The 20,170-nt window shown below is 62.7% G+C and carries 21 protein-coding genes; 11 read left to right on the top strand and 10 right to left on the bottom strand.

Going from position 1 to position 20,170, the window contains the following annotated elements:
- Positions 1-36 precede the first annotated feature (36 nt).
- Positions 37-1,275 (top strand): MFS transporter, encoded by a 1,239-nt coding sequence (locus N6L27_RS09670; protein WP_271907039.1) that lies wholly within the window; start codon positions 37-39, stop codon positions 1,273-1,275.
- Positions 1,276-1,280: 5 nt separating this feature from the next.
- Here the strand turns inward: N6L27_RS09670 and N6L27_RS09665 are convergent, their stop codons facing one another.
- Positions 1,281-2,093, bottom strand: coding sequence for an ABC transporter permease (locus tag N6L27_RS09665; RefSeq protein ID WP_271907038.1), 813 nt, complete (start codon positions 2,091-2,093; stop codon positions 1,281-1,283).
- A 161-nt stretch (positions 2,094-2,254) separates the two neighbouring features.
- On the opposite strand from N6L27_RS09665, the gene N6L27_RS09660 reads away from it, so the two are divergent.
- Positions 2,255-2,851, top strand: coding sequence for a GcrA family cell cycle regulator (locus N6L27_RS09660; protein ID WP_271907037.1), 597 nt, complete (start codon positions 2,255-2,257; stop codon positions 2,849-2,851).
- A gap of 145 nt (positions 2,852-2,996) precedes the next feature.
- On the opposite strand, the gene N6L27_RS09655 is transcribed toward N6L27_RS09660, so the two are convergent.
- Complete coding sequence (locus tag N6L27_RS09655) at positions 2,997-3,539, bottom strand: winged helix-turn-helix transcriptional regulator (protein ID WP_271907036.1); 543 nt, start codon at positions 3,537-3,539, stop codon at positions 2,997-2,999.
- A 39-nt stretch (positions 3,540-3,578) separates the two neighbouring features.
- Here N6L27_RS09655 and N6L27_RS09650 point away from each other — a divergent pair, with 39 nt between their 5' ends.
- Positions 3,579-3,959 (top strand): VOC family protein, encoded by a 381-nt coding sequence (locus tag N6L27_RS09650; protein WP_271907035.1) that lies wholly within the window; start codon positions 3,579-3,581, stop codon positions 3,957-3,959.
- Between the two features lie 218 nt (positions 3,960-4,177).
- On the opposite strand, the gene N6L27_RS09645 is transcribed toward N6L27_RS09650, so the two are convergent.
- Positions 4,178-4,696 carry a YHS domain-containing (seleno)protein gene (locus N6L27_RS09645; RefSeq protein ID WP_271907034.1) on the bottom strand — a complete coding sequence of 173 codons (519 nt, stop codon included), beginning with the start codon at positions 4,694-4,696 and terminating at the stop codon, positions 4,178-4,180.
- Positions 4,697-4,968: 272 nt separating this feature from the next.
- On the opposite strand from N6L27_RS09645, the gene yghU reads away from it, so the two are divergent.
- Complete coding sequence (gene yghU, locus N6L27_RS09640; RefSeq protein ID WP_271907033.1) at positions 4,969-5,844, top strand: glutathione-dependent disulfide-bond oxidoreductase; 876 nt, start codon at positions 4,969-4,971, stop codon at positions 5,842-5,844.
- A 72-nt stretch (positions 5,845-5,916) separates the two neighbouring features.
- Here yghU and N6L27_RS09635 read toward each other — a convergent pair whose 3' ends face one another.
- From N6L27_RS09635 to N6L27_RS09625, 3 genes are all read right to left on the bottom strand, one after another.
- Positions 5,917-6,330 (bottom strand): ester cyclase, encoded by a 414-nt coding sequence (locus N6L27_RS09635; protein ID WP_271907032.1) that lies wholly within the window; start codon positions 6,328-6,330, stop codon positions 5,917-5,919.
- Between the two features lie 92 nt (positions 6,331-6,422).
- On the bottom strand, positions 6,423-7,226 hold the full coding sequence (locus N6L27_RS09630) for an SseB family protein (RefSeq protein ID WP_271907031.1): 804 nt from the start codon (positions 7,224-7,226) through the stop codon (positions 6,423-6,425).
- Positions 7,223-7,816, bottom strand: coding sequence for a uracil-DNA glycosylase family protein (locus N6L27_RS09625; protein ID WP_271907030.1), 594 nt, complete (start codon positions 7,814-7,816; stop codon positions 7,223-7,225). The genes N6L27_RS09630 and N6L27_RS09625 overlap by 4 nt, the downstream gene beginning before the upstream one ends.
- A 267-nt stretch (positions 7,817-8,083) precedes the next feature.
- Between N6L27_RS09625 and N6L27_RS09620 the strand changes: the two genes are divergently transcribed.
- From N6L27_RS09620 to N6L27_RS09605, 4 genes are read left to right on the top strand one after another with little or no spacing between them, the layout of a single operon-like run.
- Positions 8,084-8,743 (top strand): ABC transporter ATP-binding protein, encoded by a 660-nt coding sequence (locus N6L27_RS09620; protein WP_039185658.1) that lies wholly within the window; start codon positions 8,084-8,086, stop codon positions 8,741-8,743.
- Positions 8,721-10,379: a capsule biosynthesis protein gene (locus tag N6L27_RS09615; RefSeq protein ID WP_271907029.1), complete on the top strand. Its 1,659-nt coding sequence runs from the start codon at positions 8,721-8,723 to the stop codon at positions 10,377-10,379. The genes N6L27_RS09620 and N6L27_RS09615 overlap by 23 nt, the downstream gene beginning before the upstream one ends.
- Before the next feature lie 15 nt (positions 10,380-10,394).
- Positions 10,395-11,228, top strand: a complete 834-nt coding sequence (kdsA, locus tag N6L27_RS09610) for a 3-deoxy-8-phosphooctulonate synthase (RefSeq protein ID WP_039185663.1) — start codon at positions 10,395-10,397, stop codon at positions 11,226-11,228.
- Between the two features lie 21 nt (positions 11,229-11,249).
- On the top strand, positions 11,250-12,746 hold the full coding sequence (locus N6L27_RS09605) for a phosphomannomutase/phosphoglucomutase (protein ID WP_271907028.1): 1,497 nt from the start codon (positions 11,250-11,252) through the stop codon (positions 12,744-12,746).
- A gap of 214 nt (positions 12,747-12,960) precedes the next feature.
- On the opposite strand, the gene N6L27_RS09600 is transcribed toward N6L27_RS09605, so the two are convergent.
- The gene (locus N6L27_RS09600) at positions 12,961-14,913 is read right to left on the bottom strand and encodes an AsmA family protein (protein ID WP_271907027.1); all 1,953 of its coding nucleotides are present in this window, start codon (positions 14,911-14,913) and stop codon (positions 12,961-12,963) included.
- A gap of 128 nt (positions 14,914-15,041) precedes the next feature.
- Positions 15,042-16,688 (bottom strand): pentapeptide repeat-containing protein, encoded by a 1,647-nt coding sequence (locus tag N6L27_RS09595; RefSeq protein WP_271907026.1) that lies wholly within the window; start codon positions 16,686-16,688, stop codon positions 15,042-15,044.
- A 188-nt stretch (positions 16,689-16,876) separates the two neighbouring features.
- Here N6L27_RS09595 and rimO point away from each other — a divergent pair, with 188 nt between their 5' ends.
- The 3 genes from rimO to N6L27_RS09580 all read left to right on the top strand — a co-directional run bounded on the left by rimO (position 16,877) and on the right by N6L27_RS09580 (position 19,616).
- Positions 16,877-18,295, top strand: a complete 1,419-nt coding sequence (gene rimO, locus N6L27_RS09590; protein ID WP_271907025.1) for a 30S ribosomal protein S12 methylthiotransferase RimO — start codon at positions 16,877-16,879, stop codon at positions 18,293-18,295.
- A gap of 53 nt (positions 18,296-18,348) precedes the next feature.
- Complete coding sequence (locus N6L27_RS09585) at positions 18,349-19,209, top strand: hypothetical protein (protein ID WP_271907024.1); 861 nt, start codon at positions 18,349-18,351, stop codon at positions 19,207-19,209.
- A gap of 164 nt (positions 19,210-19,373) precedes the next feature.
- A complete protein-coding gene (locus N6L27_RS09580; RefSeq protein ID WP_271907023.1) occupies positions 19,374-19,616 on the top strand; it encodes a CDGSH iron-sulfur domain-containing protein in 243 nt (80 codons plus the stop codon).
- 2 nt (positions 19,617-19,618) lie between these two features.
- On the opposite strand, the gene N6L27_RS09575 is transcribed toward N6L27_RS09580, so the two are convergent.
- Both N6L27_RS09575 and N6L27_RS09570 read right to left on the bottom strand, forming a co-directional pair.
- On the bottom strand, positions 19,619-19,900 hold the full coding sequence (locus N6L27_RS09575) for a DUF6455 family protein (RefSeq protein WP_271907022.1): 282 nt from the start codon (positions 19,898-19,900) through the stop codon (positions 19,619-19,621).
- Positions 19,897-20,157, bottom strand: coding sequence for a DUF6455 family protein (locus N6L27_RS09570; protein WP_271907021.1), 261 nt, complete (start codon positions 20,155-20,157; stop codon positions 19,897-19,899). Before N6L27_RS09570 ends, N6L27_RS09575 begins: the two co-directional genes overlap by 4 nt.
- Between the last annotated feature and the right edge of the window lie 13 nt (positions 20,158-20,170).

Raw genomic sequence — 20,170 nt, 5'->3', positions numbered from 1 at the left:
CGCCACCCTGCCCTGTAACAGGACAGGAGCGCGCAGATGCACGAGAGGCGAATCCCCGAATGGCTGCGCCATGCGCCGGTGCCCTCGGTCCGGGATTTCGGCATCCTTGCGGGGCTTGAGGCTGTGGTGCGCGGCACGCTGATCTCTGTGTTTCCGCTGATCATGTACCGGGCATTGGGGGACGCCGGGCTGGTCTCGGCCTCCTATTTCGCGGTGGGCATCCTGTCGCTGCTGGCCGGGCTGATGGTGCCCGCGCTGGTCCGGCTGGTGCCGCGCCGCTGGGCCTACTCCCTGGGTGCTGCGATGTTCGTGGCCTCAGCAGGGTTCGCCATCGAGGGAAGCCCGGGTTCGGTGCTGATGGCGCTGGCGCTCAACACCATGGCAGCGGTCACCACCTTCATCTGCTTCAACGCCTATGTGCTGGACTACATTTCCCGGGTCGAGCTGGGCAGATGCGAGACCTCGCGGATGTTCTACTCAGCCCTGGGCTGGACCGCCGGACCGATGGCGGGGGTGCTGCTGCTGGACTGGTGGCCGCCTGCCCCGTTCCTTATCTCCGGCGCAGCGGCGGTATTCATGCTGGCGGCCTTCTGGTGGATGCGGATGGGCAACGGCAAGCAGATCGCCCGCGCCCGCGGCCCGGCCTCCAGCCCGCTGAAATACCTGCCGCGGTTCCTGGAGCAGCCGCGGCTGATCGCCGGCTTCCTGTTTGCGGTGATCCGGTCTGCCGGCTGGTGGATCTATGTGGTTTACCTGCCGATCTTTGCCATCGAAAAGGGGCTGGGGCAGGAGCTGGGCGGGATCCTTCTGTCCGTGACCAACGCCTGCCTGTTCGGCGCGCCGCTGCTGCAGCGCTGGGTGCAGCGGCATTCAATCCGGATGGCCGTGCGCACGGGGTTTCTGACCGTTGCCGCCTGTTTCGCCGCGGCGGCGGCGCTGCAGGGCTGGCCTGCGGTATCGGTGGGAATGCTGATGGCGGGGTCTGCGGCGCTGATCCTCTTGGATATCTGCGGCGGGCTGCCGTTCCTGATGGCGGTGAAACCCTCCGAGCGCACAGAGATGTCGGCGGTCTATTCCAGCTACCGCGATATCTCCGGCATTCTGACGCCGGGGGCGGCCTGGCTGGTTCTGATGGTGGCGCCCCTGGCCGGGATATTTGCGGCAGGCGGTGCCGCCGCGGCCTTTGCGGCGCTGCTGGCGGGCAAGCTGCATCCGCGGCTGGGGCGCAAGAAGGCGGCACCTCCGCCTGCAGAGGACCCCCTGCCCGCGGAATGAAGGCGTCAGGGTTTCAGCCGGTATCCCGTGCGCAGCATCACCCAGGCCAGCAGGCAGACGGCAAAGGTGGCGCCGCTGCAGACCACCAGCCCCAGCAAGGGCGGGCTGTCCGACGTACCGATCACCCCGAATCGCACCCCGTCGATCAGGTAGAACACCGGGTTCAGATGCGAGATTACTTTCAGAACCGGCGGCAGCGCCTCCACTGAATAGAAAGTACCCGAGAGAAACGCCAGGGGCGTCACGATGAAATTGGTGATCGCCGCCATCTGGTCGAACTTGTCGGCGAACACGCCGGCGACGATGCCCAGACCGCCCAGAAACGCCGCGCCCAGCACGATGAACACCAGCGCCGCCAGCGGGTGCGCCGGCACGATTTGCAGAACCGCCATCAGCCCCAGCCCGATGCCCAGCGCCACCAGCGTGCCGCGCGCCACCGCGCCGGCCAGATAGCCCAACAGGATCTCCAGCCCCGACAGGGGCGGCATCAGCGTGTCGACGATATTGCCCTGCACCTTGGCAATAACGATGGAGGATGAGGTGTTTGCAAAGGCGTTCTGGATCACCGTCATCATCATGATGCCCGGCGCCAGGAAGGTCAGGAACGGCACCCCCATCACGTCGCCGCGTTTGGGGCCGATGGCGATGTTGAAGATCATCAGGAACAGCGCCGCGGTCACCAGGGGCGCCAGCAGCGTCTGGGTCCAGACCGCCAGGAACCGCTTCACCTCGCGCCAGGCCAGCGCCTTGAGGCCCAGCCAGTTCACCCGCCCGAACCGGCGCGCGCCCAGTTCCACCTGATAACCTTGATCCGCCATGCTGCCCCCTGCATTTCGCTGCCCGGACTGCATAACGGCTGTGCCAATAGGCGCAAGATGCCTTGTAACTCCGCCCGCAGTGATTAGAATAGGGCGATCACACGGAATATGATGGCGGCCGCAGAACCCCTGGGGCCGCTATTAGCTTGGAAAGGCAACAGATGTCCTGGACAGACGAGCGCGTCGAACTGCTCAAGAAAATGTGGGGCGAGGGCCAGTCGGCCAGCCAGATCGCCAAGGAACTGGGCGGCGTCACCCGCAACGCCGTCATTGGCAAGGTGCACCGCCTCGGCCTGTCCAACCGCAACAGCGGCGGATCCAAGGCGGCTGAGCCGAAGGAAAAGCCAGCAGCAGCCCCCGCGGCCGCCGCGTCGAAACCTGCCGCCGCAGCCAAGCCCAAGCCGCAGCCCAAGACCGAACCGGCCCGCCCGGCCGCGGCCCAGCCTGCGGCTGACGCCAAACCCGCAACGCCTGCGCGCCGCCAGATCATCCCGGCCGGCCAGCCGCTGCCGCCGCAGCCCTCGGCCAATGAAATCAGCCCCGAGGCGCTGGCCAAGGTCAATGAGATCGAGAAGAAAGCCAAAAAGCTGAGCCTGATGGAGCTGACTGAGCGCACCTGCAAATGGCCGGTGGGCGACCCCGCAACCGAGGACTTCTGGTTCTGCGGCCTGCCCTCGCAGCAGGGCAAGCCCTATTGCGAGGCGCATGTGGGCGTGGCCTTCCAGCCGATGTCCTCGCGCCGCGACCGCCGCCGCTGAGTTGCGCGCCCCAGAGTTCCGAAGCCCCGGCACTGCGTCCGGGGCTTTTTGTTTTAAAGGCCTCCCGCCTTCCAAGATGACCTGCATGAGTGACATTCCTGACGTTCGTCATCTGTCAACGAATGGCCGTTTCTTCCAGGTTCTTCTAAATGAACCGAATTTCAGGCGCGATGAGCTGGCTGATCACGCCACCGGTGTTCACCGCGCGATAGATAGACCTCGGCGGGCGGGCGGCGGCATCTACGCTGCGGCACACCCAGCTTTTGGCCTCCATGGATTTCAATGACTGGGACAACGCCCGGTCCGTTATCGCCGGCAGGGTTCGCTTGATGCCGCTGAAATGGCTAGGTGTGTGGAGCGATGTCAGGATCGGCAAAGTCCATGAGCGGCGCAGCAAAGGCTGGTCCTCCTCCTTCGAAACACCGTAGATCTTATGGGCAATAGCCGCCGCCGGAATTCCCAACTGTGTAAGGCGGAATTCGGGGCGCAGCGGATGGCCATACCCGGGATTACGTTCAATCAATTGCATTTCAATCAGATGATCCATGCTTTGCGCGAAGGCGGTTCTGCCTGCACCGCTCGCAGCCAATAGAGGCGCCTGCCGTCCGGCCACGCCCGAATGCAGGCACGAGAGTATGGGCATTGCCCAAGCCTTTGATGTGACGTTGACAAACGTTTTAATGTACATAAAGTATAGTTAGTATATTTTAAATCATAGGGGAAGCCCATGCCGCTTATTGAAGTCGATCAAACCATCACCATCGCAATGTCGGTCAAAGACCGCCATGCGAGCGCAAAATGGTACGAAACCATGTTGGGATTTGAACTGCTCTACCATGCCGACGAGGCGGGCTGGTCCGAGGTCCGGACGAACACACCAGGCGTCGCCATCGGCCTTGGCGAGCACACCAAGCCAGCCCCCGGCAACTGCGTGCCGGTTTTTGGGATCGCTGATCTGGATTCAGCCCGGCAGAAACTGGAGCAGGCCAAAGTCAGATTTGACGGCGAAACGGATGTCGTCGAGGGCATGGTCAAAACCGCAACGTTCTACGACCCAGACGGCAATGCGCTGATGCTTGCGCAGGATTTGACCGGTGGAATTGAATAACACGCGGATTTCTTATCGCAGGCACGGCGTGCCTGTTTCTGGCAGGGACGGCGCCGGTTGCATCTCACGGCACCTTTTCGGGGCCTTGCGTTCATCCGCAACCGCCAGGCACATCCCCATATTGGGCATCTAAGCACTTAGATGCGTTAGTTGAAACAGGCTCAAAACCACTTTGAGCGCCTTGCAGGCAAAGCCCTCGCCTTGCCTGCAAGCTACAATCAGTTCGCAACCGGCCCCTCAGACGTGAACTTGGGGATCACGCTGTCAGACGCTGCCTTCGGCTCGATCCCCGGCCAGTTGCCTTCGGCCAGGTTGATGTTGCCGGGGATGTCCTCCTCCCAGAAGCCGACGACAACATCGGTGATGTTCAGATAGAGCTTGTCATCCACGATGCGCCACAGGTTCGGGTTGGCCGGCACCTTACCGCCCTTGGAGACGCCATAGGCGCAGTGGCCGTCATACTGCGGCGCGTAATAGTCCGGGTTGGCGGCGAACTTGTCGCGGTTCTCAGCCGAGGAGAACGCCCAGGTGGCACCGTTGTATTCAGCGGTAAAGGCCGCGTTGCCGCGCACCGGGGCGGTCTGCGGGGTGCCGACCGGGTTCATCTCCAGGCTGCGGTAGGCCACCACGTCATAACCCGACACGGCATAACCGGTGCCATCAACGTACTGCTCCCCGGCAAAGGCCGGCAGGGCAAAGGACAGCGCTGCCGCAGCAGCAAAAACAAGACGCTTCATCAAATCATCCCTTTCATCGGTGATCGCTTCAACTTGGGCTCCGGTCCAACGCACCGGCCTTGGCACTGACATTACTGCCGCAGCGGCAAATGCGAAGGGGGGCTCACGGCTCTGTGTCCGGGGACGAGAGGATGTGAGCGGATTGTAAAATTTCCGCGCGCAGACCTTCCAGTCATTGGAATTTCCGAAATCCCCCTTATCTCTGCCGGAACCGGTCGCCGCAGCGCGAGCGATTGAGACGCAACAGGAAACAATCAGGACAAGGCCGACAGATGAGCGACACCCCCTACACCCCGCCGAAAGTCTGGAAATGGGAACAAGCGAACGGCGGCGAGTTTGCCTCCATCAACCGTCCCATCGCCGGTGCGACCCATGACAAGGAGCTGCCCGCGGGCAAGCATCCCTTCCAGCTGTACTCGCTGGCGACCCCGAACGGGGTGAAAGTGACCGTGATGTTCGAGGAGCTGCTGGCGGCAGGCCACGCGGACGCCGAATATGACGCTTGGCTGATCAAGATCGGCGACGGCGACCAGTTCGGCTCCGGCTTTGTTGATGTGAACCCGAACTCCAAGATCCCGGCACTGCTGGACCGCAGCGGCGCGGAGCCGGTGCGGGTGTTCGAGAGCGGCTCGATCCTGCTGCATCTGGCGGAGAAGTTCGGGGCCTTCCTGCCCAAGGAGGGCGCGGCCCGCGCCGAGACAATGAATTGGCTGTTCTGGCAAATGGGCAGCGCGCCCTACTTGGGCGGCGGCTTTGGCCATTTCTATGCCTATGCGCCGGAGAAATTCCAGTATCCGATCGACCGTTTCACCATGGAGACCAAACGCCAGCTGGATGTGCTGGACCGGCAGCTGGCGGAGCGCGAGTTTATTGCCGGTGACGAATACACCATCGCCGATATCGCCATCTGGCCCTGGTACGGCCAGCTGGTTCTGGGCCGCAACTACGGCGATGCGGCCGAGTTCCTGGATGCCGCCAGCTACAAGAACGTGGTCCGCTGGGCCAAGACCATCGACGCCCGCCCGGCGGCGCAGCGCGGCCGCATGGTGAACCGCACCTCCGGCGATCCGTCCACCCAGCTGCATGAGCGCCACGACGCCAGCGATTTCGAGACCCGCACCCAGGACAAGCTGGAAGCGGCGGAGTAACCTTTCCGCCTGCAACCGGCTGGTTTCAGACAGTCAAAGCGCCTGCCTCGCAGCGGGCGTTTTCTTGTTCGGCTACATCCAACCCAGCTGCGTCAGGGCGTGCACGTCGTTCCAGACCTTGGTCATGTGACGGATCTTGCCGCCCTCGAAGTCCAGCACATAGACATAATCCGAGGCGACTTTCTTGCCCGTCGGCGCGCCGTTGCCGGCGTCCACCGTATGGGTGGCATGGAACACCGCAAACAGGATCGCGCGGTTGCTGTCCTCATCCGCCATCAGGGATTTGAATTCGGCATGGGCGTCCGGCATCGGTGTCAGCAGCCCCTTGGCCCATTCGGTATAATCCGCAATCGTCCTGATCTCTGCCAGCGCATCCGCTTGGACAGAGAATGTCGCGTCCGGCGTGCACCATTCGCGGCACACGTCCCAGCCCTTGCCCGCATCGCAGGCCTCGCAGAAGTCATGTGCGGTCTGTTTGATGGACATGGTTTTCCCCTCCCTGCTGTGTGGCGGGCACGGGCCGCCGCCCTGCCCTTGCAGCAGCAGATAAGGCGAAAACGGCAAAGGGCGAGAAATGCTTACCTGAGCCGCGGCGGCTTTTCAGGGTCGCTGCCGGGCGTGACGGGCTTCATTTCCTGCGGCGCCTTGGGCTGCGGCAGGTCAAAGCGCAGGCCGACGCGAGCCAGACTGGCCGCCACCGGGTCCTCTGCGGCGAAGAAGCCCACGTCCATCGCCCCGGCCTCAATCCCCGAAAAGGTCAGCGCCTCGCTGGCGGCCTTGGCGAGCGAGGCCTGCGCCGCTTCCTTGGCGCCGACAAACCCCAGCAGATGCCCCTGCCCGCCACCGGCATAGCGCACACCGGCCAGATAGGCCGCCGCCGCCAGACCGCCTGCAGTCGCAAGCTTGGCGTCCAGCGCGGTCAGCAGCGCCTCCGGTAGGCCCTTGGGGGCGGCGAATTCGGCGACGCCTGCCTCGACTTCCTCCGGTGCATGGCCAAGCGTCTGGTGCAGCCAGCTGATGGCCTCTGCCGGGATCAGAAAGGCGGAGGGCGCCACCTCCAGGTTCAGCCCCAGTCCAATTCTCTGGCCGCCCCCCTGCCCGGCCAGCATCTGCGATATCACCCGGCCTGACAGGGCGGCATAGGGCACCGCCTGGCCTGCAAACTGCGCCAGCCGCTCCTCCCGGTCGAACACCAGCACAAAGGCGCCGTCGGGCGTGTCAAACAGCACTGGCGAGATCTGCTCTCCCTCCGCTTCCTTCTCCAGCATCAGGAACAGCTCTGCATCCGCCAGCCGCTCATAGAACCGCAGCCGGGCGGCATCATCCTCGGGCGCGGCTTCCATCGCGGCATGGGCCAGATCCAGCGGGGTTTCATCTGTCATCGCATCAGCTCCTTCACCCGGGCCTGCAGAACCGGCAGCAGCTCCGCCTCGAACCAGGGGTTTTTCTTCAGCCACCCGGTATTACGCCACGAGGGATGCGGCAAGGGGAAGACCTGCGGCGCATGATCCCGCCAGCCCCGGACCAGCTCCGTCACCGGCCCCTTCAGCCCCAGATGATAGCGCTGCGCATGAGCGCCGACCAAGACCTTCAGCTGCACATCCGGCAGATAGTCCATCACCTGATGATGCCAGGTCCTGCCGCAGACAGCAGGCGGCGGCAGGTCGGCTTTCTTGCCATTGTAGCCGGGAAAGCAGAACCCCATCGGCACCACCGCGACGCGGTCCTTGTCATAAAACTCCGCCTCGCTCAGCCTCAGCCAGGCCCGCAGCCGGTCGCCGGAGGGATCGGTGAAGGGGCGGCCGCTTTCATGCACCCGCAGCCCCGGCGCCTGACCCGCAATCAGGATACGCGCAGAGGGGCGGAACCACACCACCGGGCGCGGTTCATGCGCGGTGGCCGTGGCGGCAAACCGGTCCGCGCAGATCCGGCAGCTGCGAATCTGCTCCTTCAGCCGCCGGCTGCTTTTCATTGTTTCGAGCCTGGAAACAGTCACCTGGCACCCCGCAAACCGCTTCTGCCTGCATTTTCCGGCCCCTGCGGCCCGGATCCGCGGCAAATTGGTTAAGAATTGGTTGATGATTTATGTCACAATTCGACATAATAAGGCCAAATTCACCGCGTAGGCCATTAACACTCTTTTGATAAGAAAGGGCCATAGGCGCCCTGCAAGCGCCTGGGCAATGAGGCAGTTGAGAGAGCCCGCCAGAGGGCCGTACAGGCAGTACCGGAACAAGCGATGCTTGAGTTTGAGAACGTCAGCAAGTCCTTTTGGACAGGAACCCAGCGCAAGGTGATCCTTGACCGCGTGTCGTTCCGTATTGAACCCGGCAAATCGCTGGGCGTGCTGGCCCCGAACGGAACCGGCAAAACCACCCTGATAAACATGATGGCGGGACTTGAAAAACCCGATGAGGGCGAGATCCGCCGCAACTGCAAGGTGTCTTTTCCGCTCGGGTTCATGGGCGGCGTCATCAGCCGCCTGTCGGCAATGGAGAACTGCCGCTACATCGCCAAGCTCTACGGGCTGGACCCGGATTACGTGGAGGCCTATTGCCGCTGGCTCTGCGGGCTCAAGGAATATTTCGACCAGCCGGTGGGCACCTATTCCTCCGGCATGCGGGCGCGGTTCAGCTTCTCGCTGATGCTGGCACTGGATTTCGACATCTACCTGATCGACGAAGGCATGCCCTCCACCACCGATGTGGAGTTCAACCGCAAGGCCGGCGAGATCCTGCAGGAACGGCTGCAGACCACCACCATCATCATCGTCTCGCACCAGGCCCAGACACTGGAAAAATTTGCCCGTTCAGCTGCCGTCCTGTTGCAGGGGCAGCTGCACATGTTTGACACTTTGGAAGAAGCGAAACAGCTCTATGACTACGAAACCGAGAGCTAAGAAGTTCCGCATCCGCCGCAGCAGCCCTGCGGACGGCAGCGAAGCCCCGGCGCAGGCACCGCAAAAGCCTGCCGCGGCAGCCGCAAGGCCTGCGGCCGCTGCTCCCGCTTCCGCTGCGCCTGCGTCCGCCGGTGCCGGGGCGTCCGCCGCCCCCCTCTCGGGCATGGTCAGCTCTGCCCGCGAGACCCAGATGGAAACCGATCTCGACGCGATCCGCCAGGAAGGGCTGACCGGCCGCCAGCTGCGCCTGGCGCGGCGGATGGCGCAAAAGCACAACCTGCCCGCCACCTCTGATTTTGAGGCCGTGCGGATGCTGCGCGAGCGCGGCATCGACCCGTTCAAACGCGCCAACATGCTGGAACTGGTGGTGCCCCAGAACAAGGCGCAGCCCGCGGGCAGCCCGCCTGCCCCCGGCTCCATCCAGCTGCCGCAGACGGTTCCGGCCGGCCGCAGCAACCTGCCGGCGGCAGAGCTGAGCCCGGCGGAGCGGCGCGCCCGCGAAATCCAGGACATCCAGCGCGACATTGCGCGCCGCCGCCGCCGCAAGCTGTCGCTGCTCGCGGCGCGTCTGGCATTCTTCGTGATGCTGCCGACGCTGGCCGCAGGCTATTACTTCTATTCGGTGGCCACGCCGATGTACTCCTCCAAATCCGCCTTCCTGGTGCTTCAGGCCGATGGCGGCGCGGGCGGCGGCGTCGGCGGGCTGCTCAGCGGCACCCAGTTTGCCACCAGCCAGGATTCGATCGCGGTGCAGGATTACCTGCAATCCAAGGAGGCAATGCTGCGGCTGGACGCGGAATCCGGCTTCAGGACGCATTTCACCCAGGACTGGCTGGATCCGATCCAGCGGCTGGAAGCGGACCCCACCAACGAGCAGGCCTTTGCCACCTACAAGCGCAACGTGAAAATCGGTTACGACCCCACCGAAGGCGTGGTCCGGATGGAGGTCTCGGCCGCCGATCCCGAAGTCGCGGCGGAGTTTTCCCGCCGGCTGATCTCCTACGCGCAGGAAAAGGTGAACAACCTCTCGCAGCAGAAGCGGGCCGACCAGATGGCCGAATCCGAGGCCGCGCTGACCGCTGCCGAGGAAAAACGCCGGGCCGCGCAGCGCAACCTTGTGGTGCTGCAGCAGCAGGGCGCGGTTCTGGACCCCGAAGGCGTGGTGGCCGCGCTGCGGTCGCAGATCAGCACCTTTGAAATCCAGCTGGAGGAAAAACGGCTGGAGCTGGCCGCGCTGCAGGACAACGCGCGCCCCAACCGCGCCAAGGTGTCCGGCGCCGAAGCCGACATCAAGCGGCTGGAGGCGGTGATTGCCAGCCTCAACAACCGGATGGTGGATGCCTCCGCCGGCGAAAACTCGCTGGCCAGCCTGCGCATCCAGATCCAGATGGCCCAGGCCGATCTCGCGACCCGCGACCTGATGCTGCAATCGGCCTTGCAGCAAATGGAAACCACCCGGATGGAGGCCAACCGCCAGGTGCGCTATCTGACCACCGCGGTGGAGCCGGTCGCCAGCCAGGAACCCTCCTATCCGCGCAAATTCGAGAATACCGTTTTGGCTTTCCTGATCTTTTCCGGTATCTACCTGATGTGTTCGCTCACCGCGTCCATCCTGCGGGAGCAGGTGTCATCGTAAAGCCATCGGGTACCCATGAAAAACATCGATATCGCCGGTCTCACAGTCGGCAATGATCGTCCGCTGACCATCATTGCCGGCCCCTGCCAGCTGGAAACCGCAGACCACGCCCGGATGATTGCCGGGCAGCTCAAGGAAGCCTGCGACAAGTCCGGCGCCCAGTTCGTGTTCAAGGCCTCCTACGACAAGGCCAACCGCACTTCGCTCTCGGGCAAGCGCGGGCTGGGCATCGACGAGGGGCTGAAGGTTCTGGACACCATCCGCCGCGAGTTCGGCGTGCCGGTGCTGACCGATGTCCACACTGAGGCGCAATGCGCGGTGGCGGCTGAAGCCGTCGATATCCTGCAGATCCCGGCCTTCCTGTGCCGCCAGACCGACATGCTGCTGGCCGCGGGCAACACCGGCAAGGCCGTGAACATCAAAAAAGGCCAGTTCCTGGCGCCCTGGGACATGGCCAACGTGGTCGCCAAGGTGGAAAGCACTGGCAACCAGAACATCCTGCTGACCGAGCGCGGCACCTCCTTCGGCTACAACACCCTGGTGGCAGACATGCGCTCGCTGCCGCAGATGGCGCAGGGCGGCTACCCGGTGGTGATGGACGCAACCCACTCCGTCCAGCAGCCCGGCGGCAAGGGTGGCTCCACCGGCGGCCAGCGCGAATTTGCACCGCTGATGGCGCGCGCAGCCGTTTCGCTGGGAATCGCTTCCGTCTTCATCGAGACCCATCAGGACCCGGACAACGCCCCCTCCGACGGGCCGAACATGATCTACCTTGACCAGATGCCGCAGCTGATCGGTAGCCTGATGCGCTTTGATGCGCTGGCCAAGGCCGACCCCATCCGTATTTGATCCAGTAAAGAGATTTCAGACATGACCAAACCGCAGCCTGAGGTGACCCCGAACACCTGGAGCTTCCTGCGTGACGCGATGATAAAGCCCACCGGCTTTCGCGAATATGACGCGCGCTGGAAGTACCCGGAGGAGATCAACCTCCCCGGCATGACCGCCCTGGGCCTCGGCCTCGGCACCCAGATGCGCAAGCGCGGCATCGAACCGGTGATCGCGGTGGGCAACGACTACCGCGACTATTCGCTTGCGATCAAGAACGCCCTGATCCTGGGCCTGATGCAGGCCGGCATCCAAGTGAAGGACATCGGCCCGGCACTGTCGCCGATGGCCTATTTTTCCCAGTTCCACCTGGATGTGCCCGCGGTCGCCATGGTCACCGCCAGCCACAACCCCAACGGCTGGACCGGCGTCAAAATGGGCTTTGACCGCCCGCTGACCCACGGCCCCGACGAGATGGGCGAGCTGCGCGATATCGTGCTGAACGGCGAAGGCCAGCCCGCGCCCGGCGGCTCCTACGAATTCGTGGACGGCGTCAAGGAAGCTTATCTGGACGACCTGGCAGGCGGCTTCAAAATGTCCCGCCCGCTGAAAGTTGTCTGCGCCACCGGCAACGGCACCGCCTCCGCCTTTGCGCCGGAGCTGTTCAAACGCATCGGCGTCGAGGTGGTCGAGAGCCACAACGAGCTGGACTACACTTTCCCGCATTACAACCCCAACCCCGAAGCCATGGAGATGCTGCACGACATGTCGGCATCGGTGAAGGCCTCCGGCGCTGATCTGGCGCTTGGTTTTGACGGCGACGGCGACCGCTGCGGCGTGGTCGACGACGAAGGCGAGGAGATCTTTGCCGACAAGGTGGGCGTGATCATGGCCCGCGATCTGTCGAAGCTCTACCCGAACTCTACCTTTGTCGCCGACGTGAAATCCACCGGCCTGTTTGCCTCCGACCCCGAACTGCAGAAGAACGGCGTCACCGCGGATTACTGGAAGACCGGTCACAGCCACATGAAGCGGCGGGTCAAGGAAATCGGCGCCCTGGCGGGGTTTGAGAAGTCCGGCCACTACTTCCTGGCCGAACCGGTCGGCCGCGGCTACGACTGCGGCATGCGGGTCGCGGTTGAGGTCTGCAAGATGCTGGACCGCAACCCGGATATGTCGATGTCGGACCTGCGCAAGGCGCTGCCCAAGACCTGGTCCACCCCGACCATGTCGCCCTATTGCGCCGACACCGAGAAATACACCGTGCTGGAGCGGCTGGTGCAGAAGCTGGTGGCCAAGCATGAGGCGGGCGAGCAGTTCGCAGGCCGCGCCATCAAGGAAGTCGTGACCGTGAACGGCGCACGTGTGATCCTCGACAACGGCTCCTGGGGGCTGGTGCGGGCATCTTCCAACACCCCGAACCTGGTGGTGGTTTGCGAAAGCTCCGACAGCGAAGACGAGATGCGGGCGATCTTTGCCGATATTGACGCGGTGATCCGCACCGAGCCGCTGGTCGGTGACTACGACCAGACCATCTGATCCCGGTTCACATGAGGGATTTCGCCTGCTGACGCAGGCGATCCGCGCCCGCCTCCGGCGGGCGCTTTTTCTTTGGCTGAGACGCGATCTAAGGACAGGTCTGCCCTTAGATGCGCCATTTCCAGTGTAAGACGCCTGCAGCCGCCTCAAGGACTTGCCGGGCTATGCCAGGAGGCCTCCCGGCCTTCCTTGACCCGGCCGCAGGCAGAAGGGTTCAGTCGCCGCCCAGCAGTTTCAGCAGCTGGTCGCGGGCCTCCTGTTCGATCCGCTGCTTCAGCACATCGTTGATGTCCTGGTCCGGCGCGATTTCGGTTTCCAGATCCAGCTCCTCGGCCAGCTTCTGGCGTACCCGGTCCTTGGCCTCCTGCTCGATCTCGTCGATCTTCGGCTGCAGCGCCTGGCCGAAGTCCGGCCGGATGTCCGGATTGTCCCAGCTGCCCCGGATACGGACCGGGATGGTCAGCACCTGATCGCTGCCCGCCCGCACCAGCTGCGGCGAGAACAGGTAGTCGATGTCGCGTGCGCCCAAGCCGATCCGGCCCTTGCCCTCGGCACGGAACCCCTTCAGCAGCACCAGCAGGTCCTGATTGCTGAGATTGCCGCCCTCAATCGTGTAGCTGGCGGTCAGCTGGTCAAACACGGTGCTGCCGCCATTACCGCCCGAGCGCATCAGCTGCTCCAGGTCGAAGCCGGTGAAAAACCCCTTCCCTGCTTCCAGCCAGCCCTTACCGCTGAGGGAACGCATGATGGCCGCCACCGAATTGCCGGAGCCAAGAAACTCCAGCGCGCCCAGCGCCTCGCCGTTCAAGCGGTCATAACCGGCGGTCTCCCCCAAAGCGCGCTCCAGCCGGATGCCGTTGAAGGTCAGATTGCCGCCCACCGACAGCCCGCCCCGGTTGTTGGCGACCACCTGGCCCTGCACCTGGCCGCCGAACATCGCCGCTGGCAGGAATTTCAGCACCGCGCGGCTGCGCTCCACCGTCAGGTTCAGCTTGCTGGCGCCAAGGGTCACGCCGCCGGTGCGCAGGCTGTCGAAACTCAGGTCCACCGCAGCATCCGCCAGCCCCAGCGCCGAGGCATCAATCGCGTCCTCAGGCCAGCCGCTGGCAGCAGATGCACCGCCTGCACTGCTGGACCCGCCGCCGGAGCCGCTCTGTGCGCCGGCAAAGCTGCTGAAATCCAGCGCCCCGCCCTGCAGCTGGGCAGTGATCTTGGGGCGGTCCTTGAATTCCATGTCCGCCGCGCCGGTCAGCCGGTTGGCGCCCAGCTCGGCCGCCAGGTCGCGCATCGACAGCCGCCCGTCGGCGGTATAGGTCACATCCGCCGCAAACACCGCCTTCTGCGCCAGCGCATCGGGCAGGAACACCCCCAGCGCCACGCCGGTTTTCAAGGCATCCTGCGCCCCGAAGGTCAGCCGCCCGCTGGCCTCGCCATTGATACCGGCATGGCCGTCAAACCGCCCCTTGCCGCCCGGCGCCGTCACCGTCGCCCCGATCGAGGACACCTCACCGGCCAGAAACCCCGCAAAGGTGCCGATCTCCGCGTCCACCTGCACCGGCTCCCCCGCCGGGCGCAGCGTGGCCTTTGCACTGGCAGTGCCCGCCGGGTCCGGCCACAAGAGGCTGAGGTCGATGTTCTTCATCTCAACCGGCGCTTCGCCGTGGGCTGCATAGCGCAGCGAGGCCCCGGTCAGCTCCACCGCCTCGATCCGCAAGGGCAGCGCGCCGCCGGCTGAGCCTGCGCCGCCGTCAGTGCCTGCGCTGCCGTCCTGTGCCGCCCCGGCGCCGCCCATCACCCAATTGCCAACGCCCTCGGCATTGGTCGCCAGGTTGAGATGCGGCAGAATGGCAGAGACCTCAGTGACCCGCACATCGCCCTGCATCAGGTCGGCGGCAGAGACCCCGATGGTCAGCCGTTCGGCCTGCAGCATCGGCTCCGGCCCGGCCCAGTCCGCATTGGAGAGCGTCACCGCATCGGCCTTGACCCCCAGAGTGGGCCAGAAGGTAAAGCGCACCTTGCCGCCAAACGCCAGCTTGCGCCCGGTCTGCGTTTCCAGCTGATCCGCCGCCAGCCGCGCGATCTTCTCGCCCGGCAGCAGCAGCACCAGCCCCGCCAGCAGCACCACCGTCAGCACCAGCGCCGTCACCACCCGGAAAATCAGCTTCATCATCCCGCTCCTTTTTGCCTTGCCCCACGTTCCCCAACGGGTTTTGCGCAGCTTACCGCGTGGGCGGGCGGGTGCAATGCACGAAGCCCCCGCACGGCATCAAAGCTTCGCGCGTTTGCGGCTGATGGTCAGCGCAGCCGGAACCGCTGCCGCAGGCCCAGGCCGAGGAAGAACAAGAGCGGCAGGCTGGCGACGGTCTGGAAGCCGGAGAAGAATTGCAGGACGGCGGGCAGCGCCTTCAGTTCCTCCAGCAGGAACGTCCGCCCGAACCCGAACAGCGGAAACAGGTTGGAGAAGCTGAGCGCCATCGCCGATCCCATCGGGCGTTCGATCAAAGTGTCCGGCGCTGGGACGCAACAACCGGAGAAATGGCCCCAAAAGGCGGCAAAGCCCAAGGCCCAGACACCCAAGAGCCAGAGCGTGGGCCGCAGGATGGAATAGCCGTATTCGGAGAACAACCCGAACAGCAGATAAGGCAGCCGCTGCCAGATGGAGCCGATCTTGCCGGCAAACTGCATTTCACGGCGGAAGAAGAAGTGTTCGTCTTCGGGGAGGCCTTGTTTGGCGAGGATATGGCGAATGGTGGCACAGCTTTCGCGGGCTTCCGCAGGATCCTGATCAGGTTCAACCGGCCAATAAACAACGTTCAACAGCCTAGCGTCGAGCTTAACTTCATCTTCTCGCGGAGAGAACCTCGCAGGAAAGACGGTATTATCGTGCATTACAGCACCAGCAAAAGTCGGGTACCGCCCCCAAAACTGAGCTCGACGGAATGAAGTAGGTCCATGGAACAAGCAGTCATCGAATCTGCTAAATGCCTCCCCATTTGCCACCACGCCGAAAACAACCTTAACAAAGTAAGCACTCGCACCGAAGGTGGTAGCGCGAAAATCAACACCGCGCTTAAAAATTACTGATCGAAAGTTCACCACCTGGGAAAACGAAGAAAAAGAAAAGTATGCATTTTGTCCAAAACTCGACAGCCTGAAGTTTGAAATTTTTTCAAACTTTGAGCCGTAGAAGTTCACTCCCCTGTCAAATCTGGAAAAGGCGAAAATACACTCACCCTCAAATCGCACACAATGAAATATAGCATTTTGAACAAAAATAACTGATTTAAAACCAGCACTCTCGACAAAATTAGAATCAGAAAAAATTGCCACTTGTGAAAACTTCACTGAAGTAAACTCGGCATCTCCAATGAATCTTGCAGACCGGAAGTTCGCCAAATGTGAAAAGATAGCGTTTGAAAACTTCACCACCTCACCGAAAACAGATGAACAAAAATAGGCCCCCTTCGCAAAGAAAGCATCATTACAAAACACGACACGCCTAAAGGTCGACTTTTGAAAGTCCACTAGGGTCGCGAATATCGCCTGCGTTAACACCACAGCATTGGAGAAAGAAGTGTTGGAAACATTAATTCGCTCCGAACTGACTGGCAGCTCCGGAACCTCGTTCGCCTCAGGATTACGCCTCTGAAATTCCTTACGGAAAAGTCCCCCGATCTCTGGTACAATCTCTGGCCAGGCCTCCAGCTCAGCGCGTTCAATTTTTAGCTGTTCAGACGCAGCGGTTCTCTCCTCCTCGCTCAGTCCATGGCCCGCCCAAGCGTTCCACACCTTGCGGTTCTTCTCATGCAACTTCCAGTCGACTTCATCCCCCTCCTGTTCTCCATACAGTGTCATCAGAACATACCAAGGGTTCTCGTTGGCGGGGGTCAGCTTGCGCTGCGGGGCAGCCGGGGCTTCCGGCGTTTCACTCTCGTCACGCATCAATCGCTCTCGTCCTGCATATCCGCTTTAGTGCAGGCTACGGGCATTGACGCCCCGCCTTCAACACCGAACCCCGGCACATCCGGCGAAAATGCACCTCCCCGGTGCACAGGGGGTGTACAGGGGGTGCACGGCTGGCACCCTCCGTTTTCCTTGCCTCCTGCCGCATTCCTGATATACGCGCGCGCATGACCAGTACCCCGTCCAGCAACCCGCCCAGCCTCCGCCCTGACCTTGCCCCGGAACCGCAGTTCCGTGAGGCGCCCCGTGACGACCAGCCGACCCTCGGCATGGTGTCGCTCGGCTGCCCCAAGGCGCTGGTGGACAGCGAGCGCATCCTGACCCGGCTGCGCGCCGAGGGCTATGGCATCTCGCCCGACTACGCCGGGGCTGACGCGGTGATCGTCAACACCTGCGGCTTCCTCGACAGCGCCAAGGCGGAAAGCCTGGAGGCGATCGGCGAAGCGCTGAAGGAAAACGGCAAGGTGATCGTCACCGGCTGCCTGGGCGCCGAGCCGGACTACATCCGCGAGCATCACCCGCGCATCCACGCGGTCACCGGCCCGCACCAGTATGAGCAGGTGCTGGACGCGGTGCATTCCGCGGTGCCGCCCAGCCCGAACCCCTACGTGGACCTGCTGCCCGCGGCGGGTGTGAAGCTGACCCCGCGGCACTTCAGTTACCTAAAGATTTCAGAGGGCTGCAACCACAAGTGCAAATTCTGCATCATCCCGGACATGCGCGGCAAGCTGGCGTCGCGCCCGGTGCACGCGGTGCTGCGTGAGGCGGAGAAACTGGTTGAGGCCGGGGTGCGCGAACTGCTGGTGATTTCGCAGGACACCTCTGCCTACGGGCTCGACCGCAAGTATTCCACGCATCCCTGGAAGGGCGCCGACGTGCGCAGCCATATCCTCGACCTCTCCCGAGAGCTGGGTAAGCTGGCCCCGGCGGAGGACCTGTGGGTGCGGCTGCACTATGTCTACCCATACCCGCATGTGCGCGAGCTGATCCCGCTGATGGCGGACCCGGAGAACGCGCTGCTGCCCTATCTGGACATCCCCTTCCAGCACGCCCACCCGGACGTGCTGCGCCGCATGGCCCGCCCCGCCGCGGCGGCCAAGACGCTGGACGAGATCACCGCCTGGCGCGCCACCTGCCCCGATATCACCCTGCGCTCCACCTTCATCGTCGGCTTCCCCGGCGAGACCGAGGCGGAGTTCCAGTATCTGCTGGACTGGATGGATGAGGCGCAGCTGGACCGGGTTGGCTGCTTCAAATACGAAAACGTCGACGGTGCGCGTTCCAACGACCTGCCGGACCATGTGCCGGAAGAGGTGAAACAGGAGCGCTGGGAGCGGTTCATGGAGAAGGCCCAGGCGATCTCCGAAGCCAAGCTGGCAGCCAAGGTCGGCCAGACGATGCAAGTGATTGTCGACGACATCGACGAGGAAGGCATCGCCACCTGCCGCACCAAGGCCGATGCGCCGGAGATCGACGGCAACCTGTTCATTGATGAGGGGGTTGAAGAGTTGAATCCCGGCGATATGGTGACCGTTGAGGTTGATGAGGCCGGGGAGTATGACCTTTGGGGCAGGCTGCAGAACTAGTACGAGTTCGGAATTTTCTTGATAATGAGTATATCGAGATAGACGTTTTCGAGTTGCAAGAGGTCAAGACTGCCGAGCAACAGCTGGGCATAATTCAAAAGATTGATGAATTATTTATCGTTGCACATGAGACGTACATAGAGTTCGAAGAGGAACTAAGCAGGATAACAATTCTTGGTTCTTCTAAGCTTGATAGAGATTTTCGCACCCGCGACTCAGAAAACAAAATACGAATTAATATCAGGCTCTTAGCGCTCTTGACTGCAGTTAAGTGCTACACCGATCAGACGAAACGACTAATCTCACAGTTACTCCCCCAAAATGATGAAGGTGCGAGATTTTGGGGGAACACAATAGCAGAGCTACGAGATGGAGATCGCGATTTTCGAATAATGGAACTTGTTCGGAACAGCGCTCAACACCACGCGCTTCCCGTGTCGTACTCGAAGTCCAATATTAAAAACGACCGAAGTGGTAACTTTCCTTCCCAAGAGGTCGCGCTGGGTTTCTTCCTTAGCAAATCAGCAGTTACCGCTATGCAGCCTCAGAAAGCTAGGGACAAGGCAACAAAACAGGAGCTCTTGGCTGAAAGCTACCAAAGGTTCGACTTAGTACTGCTAACCCGAAGCTATATGCAGTCAATTTGCCAGCTGAACAACAATCTGTCCAACTTCACCCGCAAAATTTTCAATCGTTCCTACCAAGTTTTGGACGACCTCCACAAAGACATGCAAGTGAAGCTTGGTATCGAAAGAGTAGACCCCGTAGTGGGTGAAAGCGAATACTTGTACTCGTCTTCCGGCATTGAGTTCCTTAGAAGCCGTCACGAACAAGCTAGAAAAAGATATGCCAACAAGCAGATGGCGCGCCTATCATATTACCCCTCTGACAAAGACACTTATCCGTCAATTTAAGTATTCCGCCTAGCAGGTCGGAGCTGCTCTCCAGCGCCCTCCCGTGGGGAGAGTCGGGCGCTGCCCGCGCATTGCGCGGGCTTGCGGCTATCTGCCCCTCCCCTCGCGCCAATTCCCTGCTACGCTCTCCTTTAACCGCAACCAGCCAGGGAGAGCGCCCAGCCATGTCAGACACTCCGGAAATCGCCCAGAAAGCCCCCTTCCCCATTGAGGTGACGGAGGGAAAGACCTATTTCTGGTGCGCCTGCGGCAAGTCCTCGCGGCAGCCGTTCTGCGATGGCTCGCACAAGGGCACGGATTTCGAACCGGTGAAGTATAAGGCGGAGAAGGACGGCAAAGTGTTCTTCTGCGGCTGCAAGCACTCGGGCAAGAAGCCGCTCTGCGACGGCAGCCATTCCAAGCTTTAGGGTCAGGAGGCGGGCATCAGCCGCTTGAAGACACCGGCGCTGGGGCAAAACTCAGGCGCCGCGGGCGCGTCATCGCGGCGGGCGGAGAGCCACAGGGCGCAGGATTTGCTGCAGCCGGCGCTGCGGCAGCTGGTGACCATACGGGCATAATCCAGACCGCTGAGGCGCCCGGCCTTCATCGCCGCATCCAGATCAACACCCGCAGCCTCTGCCACGGCGCGCAGCAGCCACAGGTGGCGGAAGATATTGCCGAGGCCCTCTGCCTCCGCTGCCATGTCCTTCATGCGCCGCGGCCCTTCAGCTGCATCAGCTGGTCCGCATTGCGGCAGCCGGGCATCGGCGCACCGGCGCGGGTCTTGGCATCCAGAAAGGCCTCGCACTGCACGGGCGCATCGCAGCCGCGGCAGCGGGTGATCATTGCCGCCCAGTCCTCGTGGCTGATGGCGCCGGAGGCAAAGGCGGCGGACAGGTCAACGCCGGTGGCCTGGCCCATCCGGGCCATCAGGCGCAAATGGTAAAGGGGATCGCCCAGCGGCTGCATGGCATCCGCTCCT

The organism is Leisingera sp. SS27, from assembly GCF_028368855.1.
Lineage (GTDB): Bacteria > Pseudomonadota > Alphaproteobacteria > Rhodobacterales > Rhodobacteraceae > Leisingera.
This window is presented reverse-complemented; position numbering and strand designations above follow the sequence as displayed.